Origin of the sequence: Streptomyces sp. NPDC051913 (genome assembly GCF_044593635.1) — a bacterium.
Classification (GTDB): Bacteria; Actinomycetota; Actinomycetes; order Streptomycetales; family Streptomycetaceae; genus Streptomyces.
Genome location: NZ_JBIUCI010000014.1, coordinates 78,229 through 101,896, shown reverse-complemented (window position 1 = coordinate 101,896; position 23,668 = coordinate 78,229). Strand labels below are relative to the sequence as shown.

At 70.2% G+C, this 23,668-nt stretch carries 16 protein-coding genes and 2 pseudogenes; 3 read left to right on the top strand and 15 right to left on the bottom strand.

The features are described 5' to 3' along the window. Nucleotides 1-151: 151 nt before the first annotated feature. Both ACIHIX_RS34400 and ACIHIX_RS34395 read left to right on the top strand, forming a co-directional pair. Complete coding sequence (locus ACIHIX_RS34400) at nt 152-1,513, top strand: sensor histidine kinase (protein ID WP_399963154.1); 1,362 nt, start codon at nt 152-154, stop codon at nt 1,511-1,513. After that, complete coding sequence (locus tag ACIHIX_RS34395) at nt 1,510-2,109, top strand: response regulator (RefSeq protein WP_399963152.1); 600 nt, start codon at nt 1,510-1,512, stop codon at nt 2,107-2,109. The genes ACIHIX_RS34400 and ACIHIX_RS34395 overlap by 4 nt, the downstream gene beginning before the upstream one ends. A 270-nt stretch (nt 2,110-2,379) precedes the next feature. On the opposite strand, the gene ACIHIX_RS34390 is transcribed toward ACIHIX_RS34395, so the two are convergent. From ACIHIX_RS34390 to ACIHIX_RS34330, 13 genes and pseudogenes are all read right to left on the bottom strand, one after another. After that, nucleotides 2,380-3,972 (bottom strand): FAD-dependent monooxygenase, encoded by a 1,593-nt coding sequence (locus ACIHIX_RS34390; RefSeq protein ID WP_399963150.1) that lies wholly within the window; start codon nt 3,970-3,972, stop codon nt 2,380-2,382. Then, the gene (locus ACIHIX_RS34385) at nt 3,969-4,826 is read right to left on the bottom strand and encodes a fumarylacetoacetate hydrolase family protein (protein WP_399963148.1); all 858 of its coding nucleotides are present in this window, start codon (nt 4,824-4,826) and stop codon (nt 3,969-3,971) included. The genes ACIHIX_RS34390 and ACIHIX_RS34385 overlap by 4 nt, the downstream gene beginning before the upstream one ends. Further along, a complete protein-coding gene (locus ACIHIX_RS34380; RefSeq protein WP_399963146.1) occupies nt 4,823-5,716 on the bottom strand; it encodes a dioxygenase in 894 nt (297 codons plus the stop codon). The genes ACIHIX_RS34385 and ACIHIX_RS34380 overlap by 4 nt, the downstream gene beginning before the upstream one ends. After that, nucleotides 5,713-6,642: an alpha/beta hydrolase fold domain-containing protein gene (locus tag ACIHIX_RS34375; RefSeq protein WP_399963144.1), complete on the bottom strand. Its 930-nt coding sequence runs from the start codon at nt 6,640-6,642 to the stop codon at nt 5,713-5,715. The genes ACIHIX_RS34380 and ACIHIX_RS34375 overlap by 4 nt, the downstream gene beginning before the upstream one ends. Before the next feature lie 5 nt (nt 6,643-6,647). Further along, entirely contained in the window at nt 6,648-7,571 is a 924-nt protein-coding gene (locus ACIHIX_RS34370; protein WP_399963142.1) for an alpha/beta hydrolase fold domain-containing protein, read from the bottom strand. Next, on the bottom strand, nt 7,568-10,243 hold the full coding sequence (locus tag ACIHIX_RS34365) for a family 78 glycoside hydrolase catalytic domain (protein ID WP_399963140.1): 2,676 nt from the start codon (nt 10,241-10,243) through the stop codon (nt 7,568-7,570). Before ACIHIX_RS34365 ends, ACIHIX_RS34370 begins: the two co-directional genes overlap by 4 nt. Then, the gene (locus ACIHIX_RS34360; protein WP_399963138.1) at nt 10,240-12,666 is read right to left on the bottom strand and encodes a beta-glucosidase; all 2,427 of its coding nucleotides are present in this window, start codon (nt 12,664-12,666) and stop codon (nt 10,240-10,242) included. The genes ACIHIX_RS34365 and ACIHIX_RS34360 overlap by 4 nt, the downstream gene beginning before the upstream one ends. Before the next feature lie 50 nt (nt 12,667-12,716). Continuing rightward, nucleotides 12,717-13,715, bottom strand: coding sequence for an oligopeptide/dipeptide ABC transporter ATP-binding protein (locus ACIHIX_RS34355; protein WP_399963136.1), 999 nt, complete (start codon nt 13,713-13,715; stop codon nt 12,717-12,719). After that, nucleotides 13,712-15,679 carry a dipeptide/oligopeptide/nickel ABC transporter permease/ATP-binding protein gene (locus ACIHIX_RS34350; protein WP_399963134.1) on the bottom strand — a complete coding sequence of 656 codons (1,968 nt, stop codon included), beginning with the start codon at nt 15,677-15,679 and terminating at the stop codon, nt 13,712-13,714. Before ACIHIX_RS34350 ends, ACIHIX_RS34355 begins: the two co-directional genes overlap by 4 nt. After that, nucleotides 15,676-16,617, bottom strand: coding sequence for an ABC transporter permease (locus tag ACIHIX_RS34345; RefSeq protein ID WP_232032781.1), 942 nt, complete (start codon nt 16,615-16,617; stop codon nt 15,676-15,678). The genes ACIHIX_RS34350 and ACIHIX_RS34345 overlap by 4 nt, the downstream gene beginning before the upstream one ends. A gap of 52 nt (nt 16,618-16,669) precedes the next feature. Then, the gene (locus ACIHIX_RS34340; protein WP_399963132.1) at nt 16,670-18,187 is read right to left on the bottom strand and encodes an ABC transporter substrate-binding protein; all 1,518 of its coding nucleotides are present in this window, start codon (nt 18,185-18,187) and stop codon (nt 16,670-16,672) included. A gap of 133 nt (nt 18,188-18,320) precedes the next feature. After that, a pseudogene (locus ACIHIX_RS34335) lies at nt 18,321-19,286 on the bottom strand (alpha/beta hydrolase fold domain-containing protein); the annotation flags it as partial. Next, nucleotides 19,270-19,815: a quercetin 2,3-dioxygenase gene (locus ACIHIX_RS34330; RefSeq protein WP_399963130.1), complete on the bottom strand. Its 546-nt coding sequence runs from the start codon at nt 19,813-19,815 to the stop codon at nt 19,270-19,272. The pseudogene ACIHIX_RS34335 and the gene ACIHIX_RS34330, both read right to left, overlap by 17 nt. A 170-nt stretch (nt 19,816-19,985) precedes the next feature. Here ACIHIX_RS34330 and ACIHIX_RS34325 point away from each other — a divergent pair, with 170 nt between their 5' ends. Beyond that, on the top strand, nt 19,986-20,792 hold the full coding sequence (locus tag ACIHIX_RS34325) for an IclR family transcriptional regulator (protein WP_399963129.1): 807 nt from the start codon (nt 19,986-19,988) through the stop codon (nt 20,790-20,792). A 29-nt stretch (nt 20,793-20,821) separates the two neighbouring features. On the opposite strand, the pseudogene ACIHIX_RS34320 reads toward ACIHIX_RS34325, so the two are convergent. Next, nucleotides 20,822-20,992, bottom strand: a pseudogene (locus ACIHIX_RS34320) (glycosyltransferase family 1 protein); the annotation flags it as partial. Nucleotides 20,993-21,164: 172 nt separating this feature from the next. Beyond that, nucleotides 21,165-23,324 (bottom strand): SpoIIE family protein phosphatase, encoded by a 2,160-nt coding sequence (locus ACIHIX_RS34315; RefSeq protein WP_399963128.1) that lies wholly within the window; start codon nt 23,322-23,324, stop codon nt 21,165-21,167. Nucleotides 23,325-23,668: the final 344 nt, after the last annotated feature.

Below are 23,668 nucleotides of genomic sequence, written 5' to 3'. Positions count from 1 at the left end.
GCCGTCTACGCCTTGCACGAGGCCTCGGGCTCCCTCTCACCAGCAACGGGCCTCGCGGTCTTCGCCGGCTGGGTGGCCCTGACACTCGCCGGGGCAGGTTACCGCCTCGTCAAGTCCGACGCCTGATCCGGCGGCGGAGGCACTGGTGTCCATGAGTTCGCATCGTTCGGCAGCCGCCGGGGCCGGCACCCGGGGGACGGCAGCGGTCACGCCGTCCCTCGGGTTCGGTGCCGCCTGGGCGCATCCGCTGCTCGGCAGGCTGCTGCGCGACCAGGGTCGCCGACAGCGGCTGGACCGTCGGCATCCGTGGCTGCTCGACACCACAGTGGTGCTGGCCGTCGTCCTGTTCAGCCTGCCGGTCCTGCTCCGGGGCGACGGCAACGCCCCTTTCGGGGACACCACCACCCGTGACCAACTGACCTCCGGCGCCCTGTTCGGCTGCCACGTCGCTCTCATCGTTCCGCTGTGGTGGCGCCGCAAGGCCCCGGCGCTCACGTACTTCGTGATCGCGGCGGTCTCCCTCGCCCAATGGACGATGGGTCTCTGGCTGCCGACGAGCGCCAGCGCACTCATCGCTCTGTACAGCCTGGCCCGGAACGGTTCGTTGCGGGCGCTGGGCTGGGCAGCCGCTCTGACCGTCGTCGAGGGGATCCTGGTTGTCTCCTTTCTGGCGTCGACCGAACATCCAATCGTCGGCAGCTTCTTCCTGCTGGCCACGGTCACGGCGGCCATCGCCGTCGGCCTGACACTCCGCATCCGACGGATGTACCTGGCTGCGCTGGAGGACCGCGCCCGACGGCTGGAGATCGAGCAGCACCAACGCATGCAACTCACCGCGGCCGCCGAACGCTCCCGAGTCGCCCGCGAGATGCACGACATCGTCGGCCACAACCTCTCCGTCATGGTCAGCCTCGCAGACGGCGCCGCGACCCTCGCCGCCAACCGGAACGAGCACTCCACCGACGCCCTGCGCATCCTCGCCGACACCGGCCGCCAGGCCATGAGCGAACTGCGCCGGGTCCTGGGGGTCCTGCGTGAGGAACGGGACGGTGAAAGGACGCTCAGCCCTCAGCCCGGCATCCGGGATCTGGACCCCCTACTGGCACGGGTGCGCGCAGCAGGCCTGCGCGCGTCCTACCGGACGGTGGGCGATCTCGACTCGCTGGGCAGCGGCGTACAGCTCACCGTGTACCGCAGCGTGCAGGAGTCGCTGACCAACACGCTCAGGCACGCGGGGACCGCCACGACCGCCGAGGTCGACATCACCGCAGAGGCGGGAGAGGTACGGATCCGAGTCGCCGACACCGGCAGACCCCCCGGGTCTCCCCCGCCACCGAAGCCGGCCGCACATGAACACGCACGCGGCCACAGCCTGGTCGGGATCCGCCAGCGAGCCGCCATGTACCGCGGCACGGTGATCATCGGACCGCGCGACACCGGCCACGGCTGGGTCGTTGACGTCGTACTTGAGGCGACGCCCGCGCCGGAAGCATCGGGAGAACTCCGGCGATGACCACCGTGCTGATCGCCGACGACCAGCCCCTGCAGCGCATGGGCGTGCGCATGCTCCTTGAGGGCACCCCGGGCCTGCATGTGGTCGGCGAGGCCGAGCACGGTGCGGAGGCCGTCCGCCTGGCCGCGGAGTTGCGCCCCGACGTCCTTCTCATGGACATCCGTATGCCCGGAACGGACGGCATCGAGGCCACTCGCCGCATCATCGCCACCGGCGGTCGCACCCGCGTCCTCATCGTCACCACCTTCGACCTCGACGAGTACGCCTACGAGGGCCTGCGGGCCGGCGCCAGCGGATTCCTGCTCAAAGACGCCCGCCCCGAGGAACTCGTCGCGGGTATCCGTGCGGTCGCGACGGGCGACGCCGTGGTGGCCCCCCGCCTGACCCGCCGTCTACTGGACGCCTACGCCCACCACGTCCTCGCCCCGGCCGAAGCCCCCACCGCCGAGGACCCCCGGTTGCAGACCCTCAGCGACCGCGAACGTGAGGTCTTCGTCGCCATCGGCCGGGGCTGGACGAACACCGAGATCGCCCAACGACAATCCTGCTGTCGGTACTTGCTCCTGACCGACACGGGCACCGGACTCTCCCGCTGAGGAGACCCGGCGATGACGGCCGCCGTCTTCCCATCACCGACTTGGGCTTGGGCACGTCGGTCATCCGTAACCTCTGCCGGGTCACGCCGGTCTTCGACGCGACGGTCGTGTTCGCAGCGCGGTAGTCGGGCAGCCGGTGTTTCGACATCGCGCCCCGTTGCGGACTGGGCCCTGCGGAAGGGCGGCTGGGAGCCTTCTCCCGAGGTCGGCTGCGACGCCAGCCTCAGCTTGGCGTGCGGCATCATTTGCCGGCTGGCGGCTGAAGAACTTTCACTCTGTCAGGACGTCGACAAGTGCTCCACGTGCGGTGTCGATCAGTCGTCCGGCGTGCGCCGCAGTAGCGCCGCGCCAGGCGATGTGCTGGTCGGGCCGGATCAGGAGCAGTGGTGCGCCGTACCGGTCGGCCAGCTCGAGTGCCGAGAGGTCGACGGTGGTGAGCGGTACCCCCCGGGTACGGGCCGCCTGTTGCAGCGGAGCAGGATCGGTGGTCTCGGACAGACGCAGCAGGGTGAAGCCCTCGCCGAGCAGGTCGTAGAGGGAGCGTCCGTCGGGGAGCCAGGTGTGGGGCAGGCGGGTGCCGGGGCGTGATGAGGGGTGGTAAGTGGTGAGCTGGTGGGCCGGTGTCGGTGAGCCGTCGTCGACGATGACAGGTGAACCGGCGTAGTGGTAACCGAGTACCAGGCCTTCGCTGTGGAATTCACTGCGCTTGGCCTGAAGTGCGGTGGCCAGCCGGGCGTCGTCGGCGTCTGTGAAGGACGGGGCGAGCAGCCGCTCCTGGGCCGCACTGTCGGCGATGGTCTGCGCGGCGACCGGCCGACGCTCGGGTTCGTAACTCTGCAGGAGCCCCGGGCCGCCCCAGCCATGGATGACGGCGGCGAGTTTCCAGGCGATGTTCACCGCGTCGCCCACGCAGGTGTTGTAGCCGTGACCGCCCCATGGCGGGTTGAGATGGGCCGCGTCGCCGACAAGGAAGACCCGCCCGCACTGGTAACGGTCGACGAGCATCATCCGGGCGACCCAGCGGTCAGTGGCGACGACCTGTACATCCAGATCGTCAGCGGGGCCCCCGATGAGCGAACGCACCAGCGCCTCGGGGGCAGGTCCGGACGCCCGCGTGTCGGCGTGTTGGACAATCGCCCACCATTGGTCCTCCAGATCGAGCCGGCCCATCAGCCCGGAGGCCTCGGGGCTGACGATCCAATACTGCACGGCCCGATCCAGAGTGATCCGCCGTGCCAGTCCGGGTGCGCGGAAGACGATGTTGAGGTTCGGGCGTTCACCGGACGTCCCGGTGTACGTGGCGCCGATCGCCGCACGGCTGATCCCGCCCGAGCCGTCGCACCCCAGCAGGTAGTCGGCTTCGACGACGCTGGACGATCCGTCACCCGAGGTAACAGTGGCGCGCACCCCGGCCGCGTCGTGATCGACGGAGGTGACGGTGTGACCGATGAGCACGTCCACTGCGGCGAGTTCGGAGACCGCCTTGCGCAACACTCGCTCGACGATCGGCTGGGGCACCTGCTGACCGGCTTCTGCCCAGTGTTCGCTGCAGCCCTCATGGAGCCCGAAGGCGTTGCGGAAGCGGGTGAGTTCGGTGCCGAGCAGGGCTGTGCAGAAGATGACGTCCTGGGACCATGCGACGGGCATCGGCGCTGCTGCACGCAGCCGGTCGGCCAGGCCCCACCGGCGCAGATGCTCCATGGTCCGGATGCTGGTCGTCTTGGCACGGGGCCTGCCGTCGTCGACGGTGAGGCGGGGTTCCACCAGGCAGGTGCGCACCCCGCGCCGGCCGAGTTCGATGGCGGCCGCGAGTCCGGCCGGCCCGCCACCCGCTATCAGCACCTGTGCTCTCGTGTCCGTCACGCGCTGGACCTCGCCGAGGCGTCGGTGATCGGGGTTCGCAGCAGGCCGAGCCGGTCGACCTCGACCTCGACGACGTCGCCAGGGGTCAGTAGACGCGGTGGCCTGCGGACGTAGCCGACTCCTTCCGGTGTGCCCGTGGCGATGATGTCGCCGGGATGGAGTGTCATGGTGCGGCTGATCCGGGAAAGCAGCTCCGGCACGGCGAAGATCATGTCGCGGGTGTTCCCGTCTTGCATGACCTCGCCGTTGACCCGGGTGACCAGGCGCAGACCGTCGGTGAGACTGCCCGTCTCGTCGATCGTGACGATGGGGCCGAGCGGGCCGCTGAGGTCGGCGTTCTTGCCGAGAGTCCACTGGGCGGTGAGCTTCTGCGCCGTACGGGCGGTGAGGTCGTTGAAGGCTGCGTACCCCAGCACTCCTGCCTCCGCTTCGCTCTCGTCCGCATCGCTGAGCCGGGCGCCGACGACGGCCGCGACTTCGCCCTCCCAGTCCAGCCCCGGTTCGTTGGCGGGTACCGGCACCGGACGTCCGCTCACCGAGAGCGAGGCCGTCCAACGTCCGAAGACGGTCGGATGCTCGGGCACCTGGAAGGCGCCCTCGGCAGCGTGCGCACGGTAGTTGAGCCCGATGCACAGGACCCGTGCCGACGGCGGTACCGGCGGCTCCGGCATCACGTCCGCGAGCCGGACCGAGCCACGACGGACCTTGCGCGCCCGCTCCAGCCATCGCGGCAGGTCCTCGTAGAAGTCGACGGCATCCACGAGGGGAGTCACCCGGTCGTCCACGACGACACCGACCATGACCTGCTGTCTGCCGCGCCGTGTCGACGGCGGACGCAATCCGATGAGCTTCACTGGACGGGTCCTTCCGCCGCGAGCCGGATATCGAACCGGGCCTGCAGGAACGCACCTTGGTCGCTCATGCCGAACCGGTGGGCCGTCTCCGGGTCGGTGCACGGTACGAAGGGCACAACGAGGGCGTCCTTGACGGCGAAGGCCGCGTCGGAGCCGAGATAGGGGTCCGCGTCGACGAAGACGTGGGTGGTGAGCGGCCGGTGGCCGGGCGCCTCGACCCTGAGATGGACGTGGGCGGGGCGCATCGGGTGCCGGCCGAGGGCACGGAGCAGCTCGCCGACCGGGCCGTCGGTCGGCACCGGGTAGCTGCTGGGTCTGACCGTACGGAACCAGTAGGCGCCGTCAGGGCCGGTGGTGAGCAAGGCCCGCAGATTGCCGTCGGGTTGCTCGTCGTCCTGGCTGTCGTACAGGCCGGTGTCGTTGGCCTGCCAGATGTCCAGCACAGCGTCGGTGAGGGGCACTCCGTCGCAGTCGGTGACCCTGCCGTGCACGACCGCGGCCTCGCCGCGTTCCCGCTCAGGACCTTCCGCGATCCAGGCGCCCATGGGGCGCGGCGGTGCGGGTGAATGGAAGGGTCCCTCGACGGAGCTGGGTGTCATCGTGGGCGGCCCGGCATGGTTGACCTCGTCCACCGCGGAGGTGAGGCCCAGCATGTCGGAGAGCAGGATGAACTCGTTGCGGCGGTCGGTGCAGGCTGCTCCGGTGCGGACCAGGAAGTCCATGGCCCGCTGCCACTCGACTTCGGTGGGCCGGGCTTCCCGTACGAAGGCGTGCAGGTGAGTGACCAGGCCACCGGCCAGCCCGCGCAGCCGTGGGTCCTTGCCCTGGAGGGATCCGAGTACCTGGCCCAGCAGCTCGTCGAGCTGCCGGTCGGGGGAAGCGGTCGTCATCGGTTTTCCTCCCGTAGGTGCGTGCTGAGGAAGGCGACGGTCTGCTGGAGCAGCGTGGCGAGTTCCGGTGCCCCGAACAGTCCGTGGTCGGCGTCGTCGACAGGTACCAACTGGACTTCGGCACTGTGGGCCAGCAGGGACTTTTCCAGGAGAAGACTCTGCTCGAACGGCACCAGCCTGTCGGCTGTGCCGTGGATCAGCAGGAAGGGCGGCGCGGCGGCGGTGACATAGGTGACAGGGCTCGCCGGCATGGCCAGTTCCTGATCGGCGACTCCGCCGAGCAGTTGCTCGATCAAGTCCTGTGCCGTGTCCGCGGGCAGGGTGATGTCCGGGGGGAGCACAAACGTGGGCAGGGCGGCGAGATCGTAGATGCCGTACCAGCCGACGGCGGCCACGACCGTGCTGTCGGGCCCGGTGACACCGATGTTGCCCGCCAGTTCCACACGGTCTGCGGTGAGGGCGAGAAGCGCGGCGAGGTGCGCGCCGGCCGACTCTCCCCACACGGCTGTCCGGCTGCTGTCCAGGCCGAGTTGATCCGCGTGGCGGCGCAGGTAGCGCACTGCGGACTTGGTGTCGTGGAGCTGCGCGGGGAAGGTCGCCTCGCGCGAGAGCCGGTAGTCGATGGACGCGACAGCCAAATCGGCTGCCAGCAGCAGGTCGATCACGGCGGAGGTGTCCTGTGCGGGCAGCAGGTCGCCGCGGTCGCCGAGCGCCCAGGCACCACCGTGGACGAAGACGACAACCGGGTGAGGTCCCTCGCCCTCGGGCACCCACAGGTCGAGCTTGAGGGGGCGGTAGCCGGGCAGGGTGGCGTAACTGATCCCCGGATAGTGCCGCGAGCCGTCCGCGCGGCGGAGGGGTTCGGCCGGAGGCAGGAAGCGAGGTGGGGTCCACGCTTGTGGCTGGTCCTGGTGCTGTTCTGTCATCGCGGTCACTCCCGCAGGTGCTTGGTCAGGAAGGCGACCGAGCGGGCTATCAGAGCGGGGATGTCGGTTGCGCCGACGAAGATGTGACCGGCGCCCTCGACCGTCACCAGTTCGGATTGCGCCCCCGCCGCGAGCAGCGCCGCGTGCAGAAGGCTGCTTTGTTCCAGTGGTACGGGAATGTCGTCGGTGCCGTGGATGAGCAGGAAGGGCGGTGCGTCGGCGCTCACGTGGGTGATGGGGCTCGCTGATCTGGCCCGCTCCGGGGTGGTGCCGCCCAGCAGTTGCTCGATCGGATCGGCTGTACCCGGCGGCAGGTCCGGGGGGACCTCCAGCTTGGGCATGGTGGCCAGGTCGCTGACTCCGTACCAGTCCACGACGGCCCGCACCGAGTCGAGAGGCTCGGCGACGACGGGGTCTCCCTCCTGTGCGGTGCGACCCGCGGTGAGGGCGAGAAGTGCCGCGAGGTGTCCACCGGCCGATTCGCCCCACACACCGAACCGCTCGGCGTCCAGACCGAGTTGAGCGGCGTGCCGGCGCAGATAGCGGACGGCTGACTTGGCATCCTGCAGTTGTGCAGGGAAGACGGCCTCGCCCGCGAGGCGGTAGTCGATCGAGGCGACCGCGATCCCGGCCTCCAGCAGCGCGTGGTAGACGGCGTCGGTCTCAAGGGTCGGTGGCAGATAGCGGCGATCACCGAACTGCCACGCTCCGCCGTGGATCCACACCACCACCGGATGCCTGCCCCCTCCCGCCGGTACCCACAGGTCCAACTGGAGGGGGCGGAAGCCGGGCGGGAGGGCATAGCTGATCCCGGAATAGTGCAGCGAGCCGTCCTCGCGCGCAACGGGGCCGGCAGGTGGCAGGAAGCCGGGTGGAGTCCACTCAGGAGGCTCGGAATCGGTTCGTTCCCGCTCGGTGCTGTGGGTCATCGGGAGGCTCCCGTCGTCGTCAGGGCGGCGGGCGCAGCACAATGGTAGGTATGCGTGCCCGGAATGGCGGTGCGCCGCGTGCCGTCAGGCAGGACGACCTCGGCGGTGGTGCCCGGTGGCACGGTGACGTCGAGCCGGAAACGGTCGCCGTCGACTTCCCAGGCGGATTCAATCTGTCCGTACGGGCAGTGGTGTTCAGCTCGTGCCCAAGCAAGGCCGCCGCCCGGGCGCGGTGCCACGGTGAATCGCTGATAGCCCGGGAAGTCCGCGTCCGGCTCGATTCCGGCGGTGTAGCGATGCAGGAAGGAGACGACAGCGCCCTTGGAGTAGTGGTTGAGGGAGTCGCGTGGTGTGCCGTCGTCGGCCACACCCTCCCAGCTCTCCCAGATCGTGGTCGCGCCTCGGTCGATCATGTGCAGCCAGGACGGTGCGCTGTCCTGGAGCAGCAGCTCGTACGCCACGTCGAGGTGCCCGGTGTCGGCAAGCACAGGGAGCAGGTCCGGGGTCGCGAGGAAGCCGGTGCCCAGATGCGTGCCGGCGTCCCGTACGAGCTCGGCGAGCCGCTCCGCGGTCCGGGCTCGCAGTTCTTTCGGCACCAGGTCGAAGGCGAGGGCGCGCACGTGGTTGGCCTGGGTGTCCGGGCGCAGTGAGCCGTCGGGCGTGATGAACTCGGTTCGCCAGGCCTCGCGTATCCGCTCGCTCAACTCTTCGTAGGCCGCCGCCTCTTCGTCTCGGCCGATCACCCGGGCGATGCGCGCCGCCAGCCGGGTGGAGTGGGCGTAGTACGCGGTGGCGATGTCGGCCTTGTCGCGCTGCGCGTACTGGGACAGGTCATCGCCGATGTGCTCGCCGGGCACGAGCCATTCGCCCCAGTGGAACCCGGTGTCCCACAGATACCGCTCGTGCGGGGCGGGTTCGGCGGAGCGCAGGACCCGGTCCGGGTGGCGTGCTTCGCGTGCCACGCGTTCGGTCCGCCCGAGCCATCTCGTCATGGTCGGCCACAGCTCCTCCAGCACGGCCCGGTCTCCGTAGGCGCGGTACATCTGCCAGGGCACGATGATCGCGGCGTCGCCCCAGCCGGCCGAGCCGTTGAGGTGGGCCACGGGGCCGTTCGGGCCTTCGGTGCGGCAGGCGGGCGAGATGTTGGAGACCGTGCCGTCCGGCCACTGGTCGGCTGCGACGTCGCGCAGCCACTTGGCCGAGAACCCGGCGACGTCGTAGAGGAAGGCTGCGGTGGGGGCGAACACCTGCCAGTCCCCGGTCCAGCCGGCGCGTTCGCGGGTGGGGCAGTCCGTGGGGATGTCGCAGACGTTGCCGCGCATGCTCCACACGGCGGCTACGTGCAGCCGGTTGATCCGCTCGTCTCCGCAGTCGAACCAGCCGGTGCGCCGCAGGTCGGTGTGGACCACTACGCCCCGCAGGTCGTCAGTGGTCAGCTCGCCGGGGTGGCCTTCGATGCGGACATAGCGGAAGCCGTGTGTGGTGTGCCGGGGCTCGAAAGTCTCGCCCGGGCGGCCCGCCGAGACGACGTGGTCGACCTGGCCGGCCGGGAGGGGCTCGGGCAGGAAGGACAGGTCGACGCGGAGGTGGTCCGTCGTCACGTCACCGTCGTGGTCGAGTGATTCGCCGTGCGTGAGGGTGAGGCGGGTGTCTTTGGGGCCGAGGTCGCGCAGCCTTACCCAGCCGTTGATGTTCTGGCCGAGATCGAAGACCTGGCGGTCGGGACGCGGCCGGGTCACCGAGACGGGGGCGAGTTCCTCGACGCGTCGCACGGGCGGGGCCGGTGAGGTGACCAGTCCGGCGTAGCCGTGGTCGGCGACGTCGACCGTTCCCCACTCTTGGCCGTCGTACCCGGGTACGTCCCATCCCGTGCGTGTCCGGCGCAGGTCGCTGAACTGGCCGGTGATGAGGTCGGTTTCGACGATGTGCGCGGTGGCCGAGCGCCAGTGCTTCCCGGTGCACACGACGGTCGTGGTGCCGTCTTCATGTTCCAGATGCAGCTGCGCCAGGAATGAGACCCGCTTCCCCCACTGGTCGTGGGCGCGGGTGATGCCGATCTGGCCGCGGAACCAGCCATCGGACAGGAGTGCCCCGAGGACGTTGTCGCCCTCACGCACCAGTGCGGTGACGTCGTACGTCTGGACCTGAAGCCGTACGTCGTACTGCGTGAAGCCGGGCGTCAGTTCGGCGTCCCCGATCCTCTCGCCGTTGAGGAACGCCTCGTACAGCCCCTGCGCGGTGGCGTAGAGGCGGGCCCGGCGGACCGGGGACGTCGTCGAGAAGGGGGTACGCAACACATGGGCCGGGCGGTGTCCGGCGGGCGGCACCTCGGTCTCGACGGGCTCGATCCACAGGGCCTGCCAGTCGGAGGGGTCCAGCAGCCCGGTCTCGAACCAGGCCCACTCGGACCAGTCGCTCTCGCCGACGTCGGTCCAGACCTTGACCTGCCAGGTGATCCGTTCACCGGAGCCCGGCGGAGGGCCGCCGTACGGCACATGGACGCTGTCGGCCCCCTCGACGCGGCCGGAGTCCCAGCCCTCGCCTGTTCTGATCCGATGGGCCAGCTGCACGCGGGAGTCGGCCGGAAGCCACCAGGAGAGCCGGGGCCGACGCGTGCCGATGCCCAGGGCGTGTTCCAGCTGTTCGGCACGCAGACAGGTGGGCGAGTTCATCCTGAGACCACCGTTTCCTCCGTGAGGATCGGCCGGCCGGCCGATCGACTGGCGGAGAGAAGGAACGCGCCGCTCTCGGTCTCCCACTGACGACCGGTCACCGACCAGTGCTGGAGGGCTCGCGCGGCGATGCGTACGGGGACGTCCATGGCCTCGCCCGGTCCGGCCTCGGCGACGGCGAAGCCGGCCAGCCACAGTTCGGGGCGTTCGACGGCCGAGTCTGGTCGGGCGGCGTAGACCTGTACGACCTCCTTGCCGCGCCGCTCCCCGCTGTTGCGCAGGCGCACGGTGACGGTCAGGTCCTCGCCGGGGTGCACGTGGGCGGGTACGTCGAAGGCCTCGTAATCCCAGGTGGTGTAGCCCAGGCCGTGGCCGAACCAGTACGCGGGTTCGGTGCCCGCGCGCAGGTAGGCGCGGTGGCCGATGTGCAGGCCCTCGGTGTACTCCAGCACTCCGTCCCGGGGGGTGGTGTTCCACACCGGGACGTCCTCGTCGCGGGTCGGCCAGGTGGTGGGCAGGCGGCCGCCGGGCTCCGCGACGCCGAGCAGTACGTCCGCCAGCGCGTTGCCCAGTTCCATGCCTGGGAACCAGGCCAGCAGCACGGCGGCGACCTCATCCCGCCAGGGCACCTCCACGGGAGCACCGGAGTTGACCACGACGACGGTGCGCGGGTTGGCGGCGGCCACGGCGTGTACCAGGGCGTCCTGGTCACCGGGCAGCCGCAGGGTCGTACGGTCGAAGCCCTCGCTCTCGACGGCCTCAGTGGTGCCCACGACGACGACGGCGACGTCGGAGGCGGCGGCGAGTTCGACGGCGCGGGCGAGCTGCTGGTCGGCGGGCAACCTGGGTTCGCCGACCACCAGGCCGACCCAGAACAGCATGATGTCCTGGCCCCAGGTGAACCACAGCCGCACGTCGACCTTCTGGCCTTCCCTCAGCCGCCGGGTGATGTACTCCTGCGGCGCGGCGCCGACCACCGAGCCGATGTCGAGCGGGTCGCGGACGATGTGTGTGTCGATGACCGTCTCACCGTCGAGGTCGAGGACGAACGCGCCGACGCCCCTGATGCCGAGCTGCCAGTCGCCGGCGGTGTCGGCGGTGAAGACGGTGCGCAGTTCGAACGAGACGCTGCCCTCCTCGACAGATTTCAGGTCGCGCACGAAGCACGTGCCCGCCGTCGGCTCCTCTTTGAGGCACGCTCCGGTCGCGTCGAGCCACCGGAGGGTGCCGGGTTGGGAGAGTTCTCCGGGGCGGGGGGTGCGCAGGTCGTCGCTGAGGGAAGCCCCCGGCGCGGTGACCAGTTCGACGCGGTCGCCAAGTGCCGAGCGCAGTCCTTCCAGCGGGCTGACGACATACGGCGGGAAGACGGTCGCGCTGCCCCCGCCGAGCGGCCGGGCGTCCAGCGCTCCGGGGCCCAGCAGGGCGACGCGGGACAGCCTGTCGGTCGCGAGAGGCAGCAGGTCCCCGTGATTGCGGACGAGCACCATGGCGGCGGTCGCGGCCTCACGCGCCAGTGCCCCGCCCTGCGCGACCGTGCCGGGACCGGGGCGTCCGGCGGCGGGGTGTCCGTCGAGAGCGCCGACGCGGGCCGCCAGCCGTAGCAGCCTGCGCACCTTGTCGTCGATGGCGGCCTCTGGGACACGGCCCTCGCGTACCGCGGCGAGCAGCGGCTCGCCCCAGTGCTCCGACGGTCCCGGCATGGCCAGGTCGAGCGCGGCGGAGGCGGACTCCTCGGTGCCGTAGACGGCGCCCCAGTCGGAGACGACCAGACCGTCCCAGCCCCACTCGTCCTTCAGGACGTCACGCAGCAGTGGGCTCTCCGTCATGGGCGCGCCGTCGACGCCGTTGTAGGCGGCCATCACGGTCCAGGGGTCCGCCTCGGTGACGAGGTGGTCGAAGGGGGCGAGGTAGAGCTCGCGCAGGGTGCGTTCGTCCACCCGGATGTCGACCGTGGTGCGGTCGGTCTCGGAGTCGTTGGCGACGAAGTGCTTCGGGCAGGCGCCGACCCCGTTGTCCTGGAGGCCGCGGACATATGCGGCCGCCATCCGGCCGGTCAGGAGCGGGTCCTCCGAGAAGCACTCGAAGTGCCGGCCGCCCAGCGGGGAACGGTGCAGGTTGACCGTGGGGCCGAGCGCCACGTCGACGTCCTTGCGTACCGCTTCCGCGGCGAGCAAGGCGCCCACCCGGTGGAGCAGTTCCTCGTCCCAGGTGGCGGCCAGCGCACTGGAAGAGGGCAGGTTGGCCGACCAATCCCGCTCGTCCTCGACCGGGCCGCGGACGCCGACCGGCCCGTCGGAGACGCTGATCGGCCGCAGACCGATCTCCTCGCAGGCCTGAGTGGCCCAAGCGCCCGCGCCGGAGATCAGCCGGAGCTTGGTCTCCAGGTCGAGCTTGCGTACGAGATCGTCGAGTGTGGGGTCCATGGGAAGAGCTCCTGGGGTCGTGAGCGTGGGGCAGTCGTCGAGGGGGGAGGTCAGTCGGTGGCGTGATGGCAGGCGACATCGCTGTCACCGACCCTGCGCAGTGAGGGCCGCTCGGCGCGGCACACATCGGTGGCGAGGGGACAACGCGACGCGAACGGGCAGCCGGCGGCGGAGGGAGTTCCGAGTCCGGCCGCTCCGATGCCCATCGCCTCACGCGCGGCGCGCCGGGCCGCCTGTTCAGCGGGGCGGGGCACCGGGGCGGCGGCGGTGAGGGCCCGTGTGTAGGGGTGGCGGGGTTGTTCGACCACGGCCGCCGCGGCACCGGTCTCCATCACCTGGCCGCGGTAAAGGACAACCACCCGCTGAGCGAGGAAACGGACCACCGCGAGGTCGTGGGCGACGAACAGGTACGACAGACCCCGCTCGTCACGCAGGTCGGCGAGCAGGTTGAGCACCTGCGCCTGGGTGGACAGGTCCAGTGCGCTCACCGGCTCGTCGCATACCACGACCTTCGGGTCGCACACCAGGGCACGGGCCACCGCGATGCGCTGCCGTTGGCCGCCGGAGAACTGGCGGGGCCGACGCTCGGCGGCGGAAGCGGGCAGCCCCACGTGCTCCAGGGCGGTGCGCGCCCGCCGGGCCGCCTCCGCCTTGCCGACGCCCATCAGGCGCAGCGGTTCGGCGAGGGTCTCGCCGATGGTCATGGCGGGGTTGAGGGAGGAGTACGGGTCCTGGAACACCACCCGCAGCTGGGCCGCGAGGGCCCGCCGCCGGGCCGGGGCGGCATGGGTGATGTCGTCTCCGAAGAAGGAGATCGATCCACCGGTCGCGGACTGGAGGCCCAGGACCGCCTTGCCGATGGTCGACTTGCCCGAGCCCGACTCGCCGACCAGGCCGATGGTCTCGCCGGGGGCGATGGAGAACGACACGCCGTCGACGGCCGGAGGCACCGGCTTGCGCCGGGAGCGGCGGGCGTAGTGGACGGTCAGGTCCCGCACGTCCAGGGCGAGGGCCTGCTGGGTGTCGGCCGGGGCCGTGGTGGTGCTCATGCCGGGGTCCTCTCGTCCGGGTGGGCGGCGGCCACCGCGAGTTCGGTGGCCCTGACACAGCGAACGGTGCCGCCCCGGTCGGCCGCTTCCAGTGCCACGGGCTGCCCACAGGCGTCTGCCGCGTAGAGGCAGCGGTCACGGAAGCGGCATCCCTGCGGCCAGCTACCGGGCGCCGGCACCTGGCCGGGGATGGCCGTCAGCCGGTGCGAGGGCGTCACAGTCTCACCCGCGTGCGGGTTCGCCCCGAGGAGCGCCTTGGTGTACGGATGACGGGGGGCGTCCAGTACCTCGGTCACCGTTCCGGATTCGACGATCTCGCCGGCGTACATCACCGCAACGTCGTCGCAGAGGTCGGCGACGACACCGAGGTCGTGGGTGACGATCACGACCGAGGTGCCCGACTGGCTGACGAGTGAGCGCAGCAGGCTGAGGATCTCCGCCTGCACGGTCACGTCGAGGGCCGTGGTCGGCTCGTCGGCCACCAGCAGTTTCGGGCCGCCGGTCAAGGCGAGGGCGATCGCCACTCGCTGGGCCATGCCGCCGGACAACTGGTGGGGGTAACTGCGCATGACGGCCTGGGGGTCGACGATTCCCACCCGTTTCAGCAGGCTCACCGCGCCGTCCCTCGCCTCCGCGCGGGACAGCCCGCGAAGTCGCCGCAGTGGTCCGGTGAGCTGGTAGGCGACGGAGAACATGGGGTCGAGGGCGACCATCGGCTCCTGCGAGACGTAGGCGATCTCGCGTCCGCGGACCGGGCGTAGGTGTCGCTCGTCGAGGTATGCCAGGTCGCGGCCCTGCCAGTGCAGCGCGCCGCCGGTGACCGCGACTCCGGCGGGCAGCAGTCCGAGTGCGGCCAGCGCGGTCATGGTCTTGCCACAGCCGGACTCGCCGACCAGGCCGAGCACCCGGCCGGGCTCGACCCGGAAGGAGACACCGCTGACCAGCACCGGTCCGTCGTCGACGGCCACCGTCAGGTCGCGTACGTCCAGTACTCCCGATCCATCGGGCTCGGCCGGCCCTGTGGCGGCCCCGTCGGCCCGCTTCCCGGCCCGCCGGGCGGTCCGGGGTGCTTCCTCCGGGTCGGTCAGGGCGTCGGCCACCAGGTTGGCGGCGATCACGGTCAGGGACAGCACCAGTCCGGAGGGCACCATCAGCCAGGGTGCGTCGTAGATGTGCTGTGAGGCCGTACCGATCATGGCGCCCCAGCTGGGCGCGGGCGGCTTCGGGCCGAAGCCCATGAAGGCGAGGCCGGACTGGATCAACAGGCCGATGCCGAACAGCAGGGCCGCCTGCACGGCCAGGACCGTCCGCATGCCCGGCAGCACGTGGCGGAGGTTGACCCGCCAGGAGCCGAGGCCGTTGACCCGTGCCGCGTCCACGTACAACTGCTCCCGCAGGGAGCGCGCCACCCCCAGCAGCACCCGGTACATCCCGGAGGAGATCAACACGCCCAGCACGGTCATGATGAGCACGGTGTCCACACCGAACACCCCGATGAACGCGAGGATGATCACCGTGCCCGGCAGGGCCATCATGATCTCGGTGGTGCGGCTGATGACCGTCTCCGTGTGCCCGCCGCGCTCGGCGGCGACGAGCGCCAGGGGGACGGCGATGGCGTAGGCCACCGCCACGGTCAGCAGGGAGGCTCCCAACGTGCTCGCCCCGGCTGCGAAGATCCGGCTGAGCAGATCGCGCCCCAACTCGTCGGTACCGAGCCAGTGTTGGGCACTGGGGCCCTGCAACGCGGCCGACAGTTGCTGGTCGTTGGTCCCGTACGGGATCCACCAGGACGCCGTGAGCGAGAGCACGACCAGCAGTGCCAGCCAGCCGAGTCCGAAGATGCCGCCCGGCCTGCGCAGCAGCCGGGGCAGCTGGTGCCGGGCGGGCTGCGACGCCTCGGTGGCGGTGTGCTCGGGTTGTTCGAGCAGTTGTTGTGCCGGCTTCGCCTGAAGGTATTCGCTCATGCCGCACGCAACTTCGGGTTCAGGGCGCTGATCAGTACGTCGAGCGCGACGTTGGTGACCACGACGACGACCGTCGCGATGATCACGACTCCCTGCACGGACGGGAAGTCGTGGGAGGTGACTGCGGCCTGGGCGACCTGTCCCAGACCCGGCAGAGCGAAGATCTGCTCGACGATGACGGTGCTGCCGAACAGCCCGACGAACTGCATGCCCAGCCCCGCCACCACGGGCACACTCGCGTTGCGCAACGCGTGCACGTACAGCAGCCGCCAGGGCGGAATCCCCGTCGCGCGCAGGGTCCTGATGTGTTCCTGCCCCAGAGCCTCGACCATGGAGGCGCGTGCCTGCCGCGCCACGAGCGCAGCCCCGCCGATCGCCAGGCTGAGCACCGGAAGGGCCAGGCTCTTGGCCCAGTCGACGGGCGAGTCCGTGAAGGGGGTGTAGCCGGTCGCCGGGAGCCAGCCGAGCCGGATGGAGGCGATGTAGACCAGCAGGATGCCCAGCCAGAAGGTCGGCAGGGACACCACGATCCCGGAGAAAGCGGTGATGAACCGATCAACGAGACCGCCGCGGACCGCCGCCACCACTCCCGAGACAATGCCGAGCACACCGCTCAGGGCAGTGGCGCCGAATGCGATGGCCGCGGTCACCGGGAGCCGGGACGCCAGGTCCGGGCCGACCTCGTTGCCTCCGGTGAGGGAGGTGCCGAGGTCTCCGCGGACCGCGTGGGTGATCCAGTCCCAGAACTGGACGGCCAGCGGCTGGTTCCAGCCGAGCAGTTCGTTCTGGGCGTGGATCTCTTGCGCGGAGGCTCCCGGGCCGAGCATCACCGCGCCCGGGCTGCCCGGAATGGAGTGAACGAGTGCGAAGGTCAGGACGATCACCGCCAGCAGCGTCAGGACCGCCATCGCGGCCCGCCGGGCGAGGAATCTGGTCACGGAGCCTCCTCCTTCCTCTTCTTCTTCGAGTGGTCCCCGACCGGGCCGGTCGTCAGGAGGCCGGCTTGATCGAGGACAGCAGCGGGTATGCGTCGTTGCCCGCGAAGGTGAGGGGCTTGACCTTCTTGGTGTTGTAACCGGCGTAGGAGTAGCTCTCGTACAGCGGGATCAGCCAGCCCGCTTCCACCAGACGGGTGTTGAGCTTGGTGAGAGCCTCTGTCCGCTTCGCGCCGGTGGCGCCCGCGGCGGCGTCCGTGTACTCCGTGAGCTGCTTGTCGGTCGCCTTCTGGGTGTTCAGGAACCCCCCGAGGACGACGGCCTGCATGGCTACCACCGGTTCCGGCCAGTTGAACGCGAGGTAGCCGAGCGGGGTGGTGTTCACGGCCGCGAAGGCCTCTTCGGTGGAGGCGGCGGCCTTGAGCTTCATGTCGATCCCGACTGCCTTGAGCTGCTTCTGGATCGCTTCCAGGTCGGTCTGATTGGCCTGGCTGGTGATCACCGTGAAGGAGAAGCCCTTGGCGTATCCGGCCTCGGCGAGCAGCTTCTTGGCCTTGACCGGGTTGTAGCCCCAGGTGGTGTTGAGCGAGGCGTCGTAGCCGTCGAAGGAGGACGGGAAGGCGTTGGAGGTCGGCTTGTCGCCCTTGTGGAGCCCGCTCACCAGGTCCTGGCGGTTGACCGCGACCTGGATGGCCTGGCGAACCCTTTCGTCGCCGAACGGTTTGGAGACCGTGCCCTTCTTGTCGAAGACCGGCAGGGTCACCACCGTGCCGCCCAGGGAGGACAGCCCCGTGCCGCGCGACTTGACGAACGAGGAGGTCGAGCCGGCGACCGCGGCGACGTCCACCTGACCGGACACCAGGGCGTTGGCTCTGGCCTGCGGGTCCGGCAGAGCACGGTAGACGACGGTGTCGTAGGCGAAGGCCGCGGAGTTCCAGTAACCCTTCCGGCGCACCATCGTGTACTTGCTGCCCTTGACCGATCCCGACTTGTCGAGGGTGTAGGGGCCCGAGCCGTAGGGTGCGACGCCGAGGGCCTTGCTGTCGGCGAGTCCCTTGGCGCTGACGATCATTCCGGCGTCGGAGGCGAGCTGTTCCTGGAAGGTCGGTTGGGCCTTGGCGAAGGTGAGGACGACGGTCTGATCGTCGGGTGCGGTGACCTGCTTGATCTCGGCCTGTCCGCCCTTGGCCATGTTCCCGTACGCGACCAGGGCGGCGTCATTGCGTCGGTCGAGGTTCTTCTTGACCACGGCGGCGGTGAGCGTGCTGCCGTCCGCGAACGTCACTCCCTTGCGCAGTGTGAGGGTCAGCTGCGTCTTGTCCTTGTTGTACGCGAACTTGGTGGCCAGGCTCGGCTTGACGCCGCCGTCGGCGGTCTTGACGAAGAGCGAGTCGTACACGCTCTCGAAGAACTGCCGCATCTCCGTGTACTTCGCGGGGTCGTAGCCATTCGCGGCCGAGTCGCCGTCCATGCCGACCGTGAGGGTGTCCGACGCGGACGCCGAGGACCCGCTCGCGGAGGACGAGCTGCAGGCCGTGACACCGGTGGAGGCGAGGGCGACGGCGGTTGCCAAGAGCACTTTGTTTCTTGCCGAGGAGAGTTTGAAACGATTCATTACCGAGGCTCCTTTGCCTACGACCTGGGCGGGTCGATGCCGGCGGGCGGGGACGGGGGGTGGGGACGGGGGGTGGGGACGGGGGGTGGAGTCAGAAGGCGCGCACGGCGGCGGGCCGGCGGGGGGTGCGTGCCGCGATCGGGGCGCAGACGCGCAGGGCGAAGTCCAGGGCGTCGTCGAAGACGGTCCGCGGATCGGGCAGACCGGCCCACAGGTGGTCCGCGGAGTCGATGAGCCGCAAGGTCACCTCGCTGCCGCTGGCCCGCAGCGCCTGGGCGAGCTGTTCGCTCTGGGCGCTCGGGGCGAACCGGTCGGCCGTGCCGTGGGCGAGCAGGAACGGCGGAGCGGCGGAGCAGACGTAGGTGACCGGGCTCGCCTCCGCAGCAAGCCGGGGCGCCTCGGGTACGGGCGCCCCGATCAACTGGGCCTCCCGGGAATCCGCCGCGTCGGGCACGGTCACGGCGTCGGGGCGGGACTGGCTTTGCATGGTCCGTAGGTCGGCGGGCCCGTACCAGTCCACGACACCGACGACGCCGGCGTACGGACCAGCCACCACGTGGTCGGTTTCCGGCTCCGGTCGGCAGACCGTCAGTCCGAGCAGCGCGGCGAGATGGCCGCCGGCCGACTCGCCCCACAGCACGACCCGTTCGGCGTCGAGCCCCAGCTCCTCGGCGTGCTCGCGCACCCAGCGCAAGGCGGCTTTGCCGTCGTGCAGTTGAGCGGGGAAGACGGCCTCCGCGCTGAGCCGGTAGTCGATCGAGACGACCGCGAAGCCGGCCGCCGCGAGCAGGTCGAACGGACTGACCTCCCACACCTCGAAGGCCGACCCGAACCGAGCGCGACCTCCGGTCCGCCAGCCCCCACCGTGCAGGAAGACAACGACCGGCACGGGGCCCCCGGCAGGGTGCGCGGCGGGGAGGTGGAGATCGAGCAGGAGCGGGCGGAATCCGTCCGGTGTCGCGTACTCGACCCCTCGCAGCAGCCGGGTGCCCGCCGGTGTGACTTCCTCGGTGGGCAGCGGTGTGGCGTGCCTGGCCATGTCAGCCGTCCAAGGGACGCAGGTCGAACCGGAAGTCGTTGCCGTACTCGCGCGCCGCGCGGCCGATCTGCTCCGGGGAGGGGACGTACGGCGGCTGCGGCAGTTCCAGGGAGTCTGTACGGGTGCCGGACGCGGCGAAGAAGCGCTCGAAACCGCCGCTGGACACGCCCATGATCCGGGTGTCGTCGGCCTCCACACGGAAGGTGTGCAGGCAGCCCGCCGGGACGTAGCCGAAGTCGCCGGTTCCCAGCAACTTCTCGTGTCGCTCGCCTTGCGCGTCCTGGATCCACACGCGAGCCCGCCCGGAGAGCATGAAGAACGTCTCGTGGACATCGGCGTGCGCATGTGTGGGGATCGCGTCGCCCTTGGGAGCGGAGTAGGTGAACACTCCGAACTGTCCCTCGGTCTCGTCTTTGCTGAGCAGCACGGTGATCAGTGAGTCGTACAGGTGCGCCCGCTCCCCCTCACCTGCCTCCAGGAAGAAGGGCACGGGCTTGCCCGGAAGGGAGAACTGCTCCGCACCGCTCTGTGTGAACTCCGCAGTCATGGGTCTCCTCGGAATGGGCTCGGCTCGGAACCTGAGAGGCATCTGGTCGACGTGTGGGGTAACAGTGGGAGATCGACCAGATCGGCACCAGCGGCAATTCCATTGAATGGCATGCGATCGAAACCTTGCCGCAATATACGGGGAGCGGCCCGAAGCGTGAGACTGCAGGCATGACGAACCCCCCCAGCGTCTCTCGGGGCCGCCGGCCGGCCCAGGGCGATCCGGTGATCGACCGGGCGTTCGCTCTGCTCGCGGCCTTCAACGAGACCCGCCGCGCCATGACTCTCGCCGAACTGAGCCGGGTCACGGACACCCCGCCCAGTACGACACTCCGGCTCGCCCGGCGCCTGCTTCACTGGGGGGCTCTGGAACGGGACCCCGACGGCCGTTTCGTGGTCGGCCTGCGTCTGTGGGAAGTAGCCTCGCTCGCGCCGCGCGCCCACGGCCTGCGCACGGTGGCGCTCCCGTTCATGGAGGACCTGTACGAGGCGACGCACCAGCACGTCCTGTTCGCCGTCCTGGACGGCATGGAAGCTCTCCTGGTCGAACGTTTGTCGGCGCGTGAGGCCATCGATGTGCTGTACCGCGTGGGCGGCCGTCTGCCGCTGCATTCCACCGGGGTCGGTCTCGTTCTCCTTGCCCATGCCGACCCGGACTTCCAGGAGACCTACCTCGCCCAACCACTGGTCCACGAACCGGAAGGCGTGCCCCTCTCCTCGGCCGCGTTGCGCCGCGCCCTCGCCGAGGTACGCCGCAACGGGATCGCCGTCGTCAGCCGACAGGAACCTCGCCCGCTGCTCGCTGCCGCAGTGCCGGTGCGCGGCGCGACCGGAGACGTCGTCGCGGCACTCTCGGTTGTCGTACCGGCGGGCCACACAGAGCCACGGTTCATCTCTCCCGCTCTGCGGGCCACAGCTCGCGCCCTGTCACGGGGCCTCGGTGCCCCCGTCCCCGCCGCGCCGTCGCCCAGGGCCTGAACACCGGCATGCAGGACGGCTACACCTCGGCTGGAAATCAGTTGGTGCTTCTGCTCTTCCGACACCCGTCCGGTGATGACCACGCCGGGCCCGGCCTGCGCCTGGAGTCTCTGCCGTTCGGGACCGTGACCCACGATGACCAGCCGGCCGCCGGTGACCGGGCGGACTCGTTCCCACAGCCGCAGCAGAAGATCGACCCGAGGAAGACGCCAACTCCCAGCAGGGCGTGTCCGTGGACTGCTGACGAGAGCACAGCCTCGATGAGAACCCGCTCCTCATCCCGTCGCGCAAACGGGCGCCGTCAGCGCAGCAACGCCATAATGCATGCCGTGGCCAGTTGCTGGTCTCGCAGCTCGCCCCACTCGGCGCCGGCTACAGGCGCAAGGCCGGCTCCGAGGGCTCGGCGTGATTCTCCTCTCCCAGCTCGGCCCAGACCGTCTTGCCCTGCCGGGCATGACGCGTTCCCCAACGTTCGGTGAGCTGGGCGACGAGCAGCAGGCCGCGTCCGCCTTCATCGAAGGCGCGGGCACGGCGCAGGTGGGGGGTGGTACTGCCGGCGTCGGACACCTCGACCAGTAGGGAGCAGTCCCGGATGAGACGCAGGCGGATGGGGGGCCGGCCGTAGCGGATGGCGTTGGTGACCAGTTCGCTGACCACCAGTTCGGTGACGAAATCGAGGTCCTCCAGTCCCCAGGCGGCCAGCTGCCGGGCTGCGCTCCTACGGACCTGGGCGACGGCTGCCGGGTCGGCGTCCACGTCCCAGGCTGCGACCTGGCCGTCCCCGAGGGCGCGGGTGCGGGTCAGCAGCAGGGCGATGTCGTCGCGAGGCAGACCTGCTGCGGGCAGCAATGCCTGGAGCACGCTGTCGCAGGCGGCCTCCAGTGATGCGGAGGGTTGTGCGAGGGCGTGGCAAAGGAGGGTGAGGCCCGCCTCGATATCGCGGTCGCGGGCTTCGACCAGGCCGTCGGTGTACAGAGCGAGGATGCTGCCTTCGGGAAGGTCGACCTCCGCCGCCTCGAACGGCAGGCCACCCAGGCCCAGCGGCGGGCCGTGCGGCATGGTCAGGAGATCGACGGTTCCGTCTCCGTGCACTACGGCGGGCGGCACGTGCCCCGCGCGGGCCAGGGAGCAATGGCCGTCGACAGGGTCGTAGACGGCGTACAGGCATGTGGCGCCGATGTCCCCGGTCGTTTCGGCGTCCGGGTCGGCCGAGGCTTCGGCGGACAGGCGGATGACGACGTCGTCCAGGTGTGTCAGCAGTTCCTCGGGAGGCAGGTCGATGTCGGCGAGGGTGCGGACTGCGGTCCGCAGGCGCCCCATCGTGGCGGCGGCGTGGATGCCGTGACCGACCACGTCGCCCACCACCAGGGCAACCCGAGCACCGGACAGCGGGATCACGTCGTACCAGTCGCCGCCCACACCGGCCTGGGCACCGGCCGGCAGGTAGCGGCAGGCGACTTCGACGGCAGCCTGCTCCGCCGTACGCCGTGGCAGCAGACTGCGCTGGAGAGTGAGGGCCGTGGCACGGGCGTGTGTGTAGCGGCGGGCGTTGTCGATGGCCACGGCCGCCCTGGCCGCGATCTCCTGGGCGAGGAACAGATCCTCATCGTCGAAGGCGACCGGGTTGCTCTGACGGCAGAACCTCGCGACGCCAAGAGTGACGCCGCGTGCGCTCAGCGGCACCACCAGCGTCAAGCATGCAGGGCGAGTGCCGAAGTCGTCGGCCGGATCCGTCGGTGTCGCCGTGTGACGGGAGGGCCGGCCGGTGGTCAGGGCGCGGGCCATGACCGATCCGTCCGGGTAGGTGTGGCACTCCCCCACCCGAATCGTCGGCTCCTGGCCTCCTTGCACCCTCGACACCTGCGCGGCCCGGTGCAGTACGAGGGGATCCGGTGCCGGAGTGCCGTGCTCGTAGACCACGGAGTCGAGCAGGTCGACGGTGACCAGCTCGGCGAAGTGCTCGAGGGCGAGGTCTGCCAGTTCCTGGGTGGTGCGAGCGATGTCCAGGGTGGTCCCGATGCGCAGACCGGCCTCGTTCACCAAGGACAGACGCCGCTGCAGTCGCCGGTCCCGCTCCTCCTGGAACGCCGTGACACCCTGCTCGGACGCGTCGTCCACGTATCCGTTCGCGATCACGAGCAGGAGACGCGATGCCTCGCTGACCAACTCCGCATCCTTCGTCACCCGCGCGATTTCGGCAAGCATTTTGTCCAGGACTATGCCCTGACCGAGCCGGAAGGCCCGCAGCAGCGCTGTGACGGGCGTGCCGTAATGGGCCAGTCGACGTGCGCGTTCCAGCTCGGCGGCCGGCCGATCTATCTCGCGCGGGTCGATGCCGTTTTCCAGGCCCGCCAGCACGCCGGCGACATGCTCGGCGACGTTCTCAGACGTCATGCGGACGAGATCCGGATTACTCCACAGTTCAGGAACCTCACTCCGCAGGCACCGCAACACGTCGGCGATCACCTCGTCCGCCTTCGGCCTGAGGTCGCCGGCGACACGAGACACGAGGTGTGCGGCCGTGTACTGCACACTGTCGACGGTACGCCCCACAAGAAGCCCGTGAGCTGTCGGGCATCGACAGCTTCGCTCTCCAGGCGGCGCCCGTCCCGGTCCGTCCGCCTTCGGCGATCGCCACCCCGGTGTACGCCACCGCCGCCAGGGCCAGTACGACGGCGGGCAGGTCCTGCGCGAGCGGGTCGCCATGGCGCAGGTGCACCACCGCGCCAGCCGCCATGAGCAGACCGCAGGCGGGCGCCGCCCGAGGCCATGCCGGGATGACCGTCCCACGTCACTCCGGGCGCCACCCAGGTGAGCCACTACCGCAGCGCGCTCGACGTCGCAGGCCGCAAGGCCGTGACTGCCGGGAGCCTGCG

Coding starts and splice junctions, on each gene's coding strand:
- ACIHIX_RS34400 (WP_399963154.1), top strand. CDS start 152: ATGAGTTCGCATCGTTCGGCAGCCGCCGGGGCCGGCACCCGGGGGACG.
- ACIHIX_RS34395 (WP_399963152.1), top strand. CDS start 1,510: ATGACCACCGTGCTGATCGCCGACGACCAGCCCCTGCAGCGCATGGGC.
- ACIHIX_RS34380 (WP_399963146.1), bottom strand. CDS start 5,716: ATGACGACCGCTTCCCCCGACCGGCAGCTCGACGAGCTGCTGGGCCAG.
- ACIHIX_RS34375 (WP_399963144.1), bottom strand. CDS start 6,642: ATGACAGAACAGCACCAGGACCAGCCACAAGCGTGGACCCCACCTCGC.
- ACIHIX_RS34370 (WP_399963142.1), bottom strand. CDS start 7,571: ATGACCCACAGCACCGAGCGGGAACGAACCGATTCCGAGCCTCCTGAG.
- ACIHIX_RS34365 (WP_399963140.1), bottom strand. CDS start 10,243: ATGAACTCGCCCACCTGTCTGCGTGCCGAACAGCTGGAACACGCCCTG.
- ACIHIX_RS34360 (WP_399963138.1), bottom strand. CDS start 12,666: ATGGACCCCACACTCGACGATCTCGTACGCAAGCTCGACCTGGAGACC.
- ACIHIX_RS34355 (WP_399963136.1), bottom strand. CDS start 13,715: ATGAGCACCACCACGGCCCCGGCCGACACCCAGCAGGCCCTCGCCCTG.
- ACIHIX_RS34350 (WP_399963134.1), bottom strand. CDS start 15,679: ATGAGCGAATACCTTCAGGCGAAGCCGGCACAACAACTGCTCGAACAA.
- ACIHIX_RS34330 (WP_399963130.1), bottom strand. CDS start 19,815: ATGACTGCGGAGTTCACACAGAGCGGTGCGGAGCAGTTCTCCCTTCCG.
- ACIHIX_RS34325 (WP_399963129.1), top strand. CDS start 19,986: ATGACGAACCCCCCCAGCGTCTCTCGGGGCCGCCGGCCGGCCCAGGGC.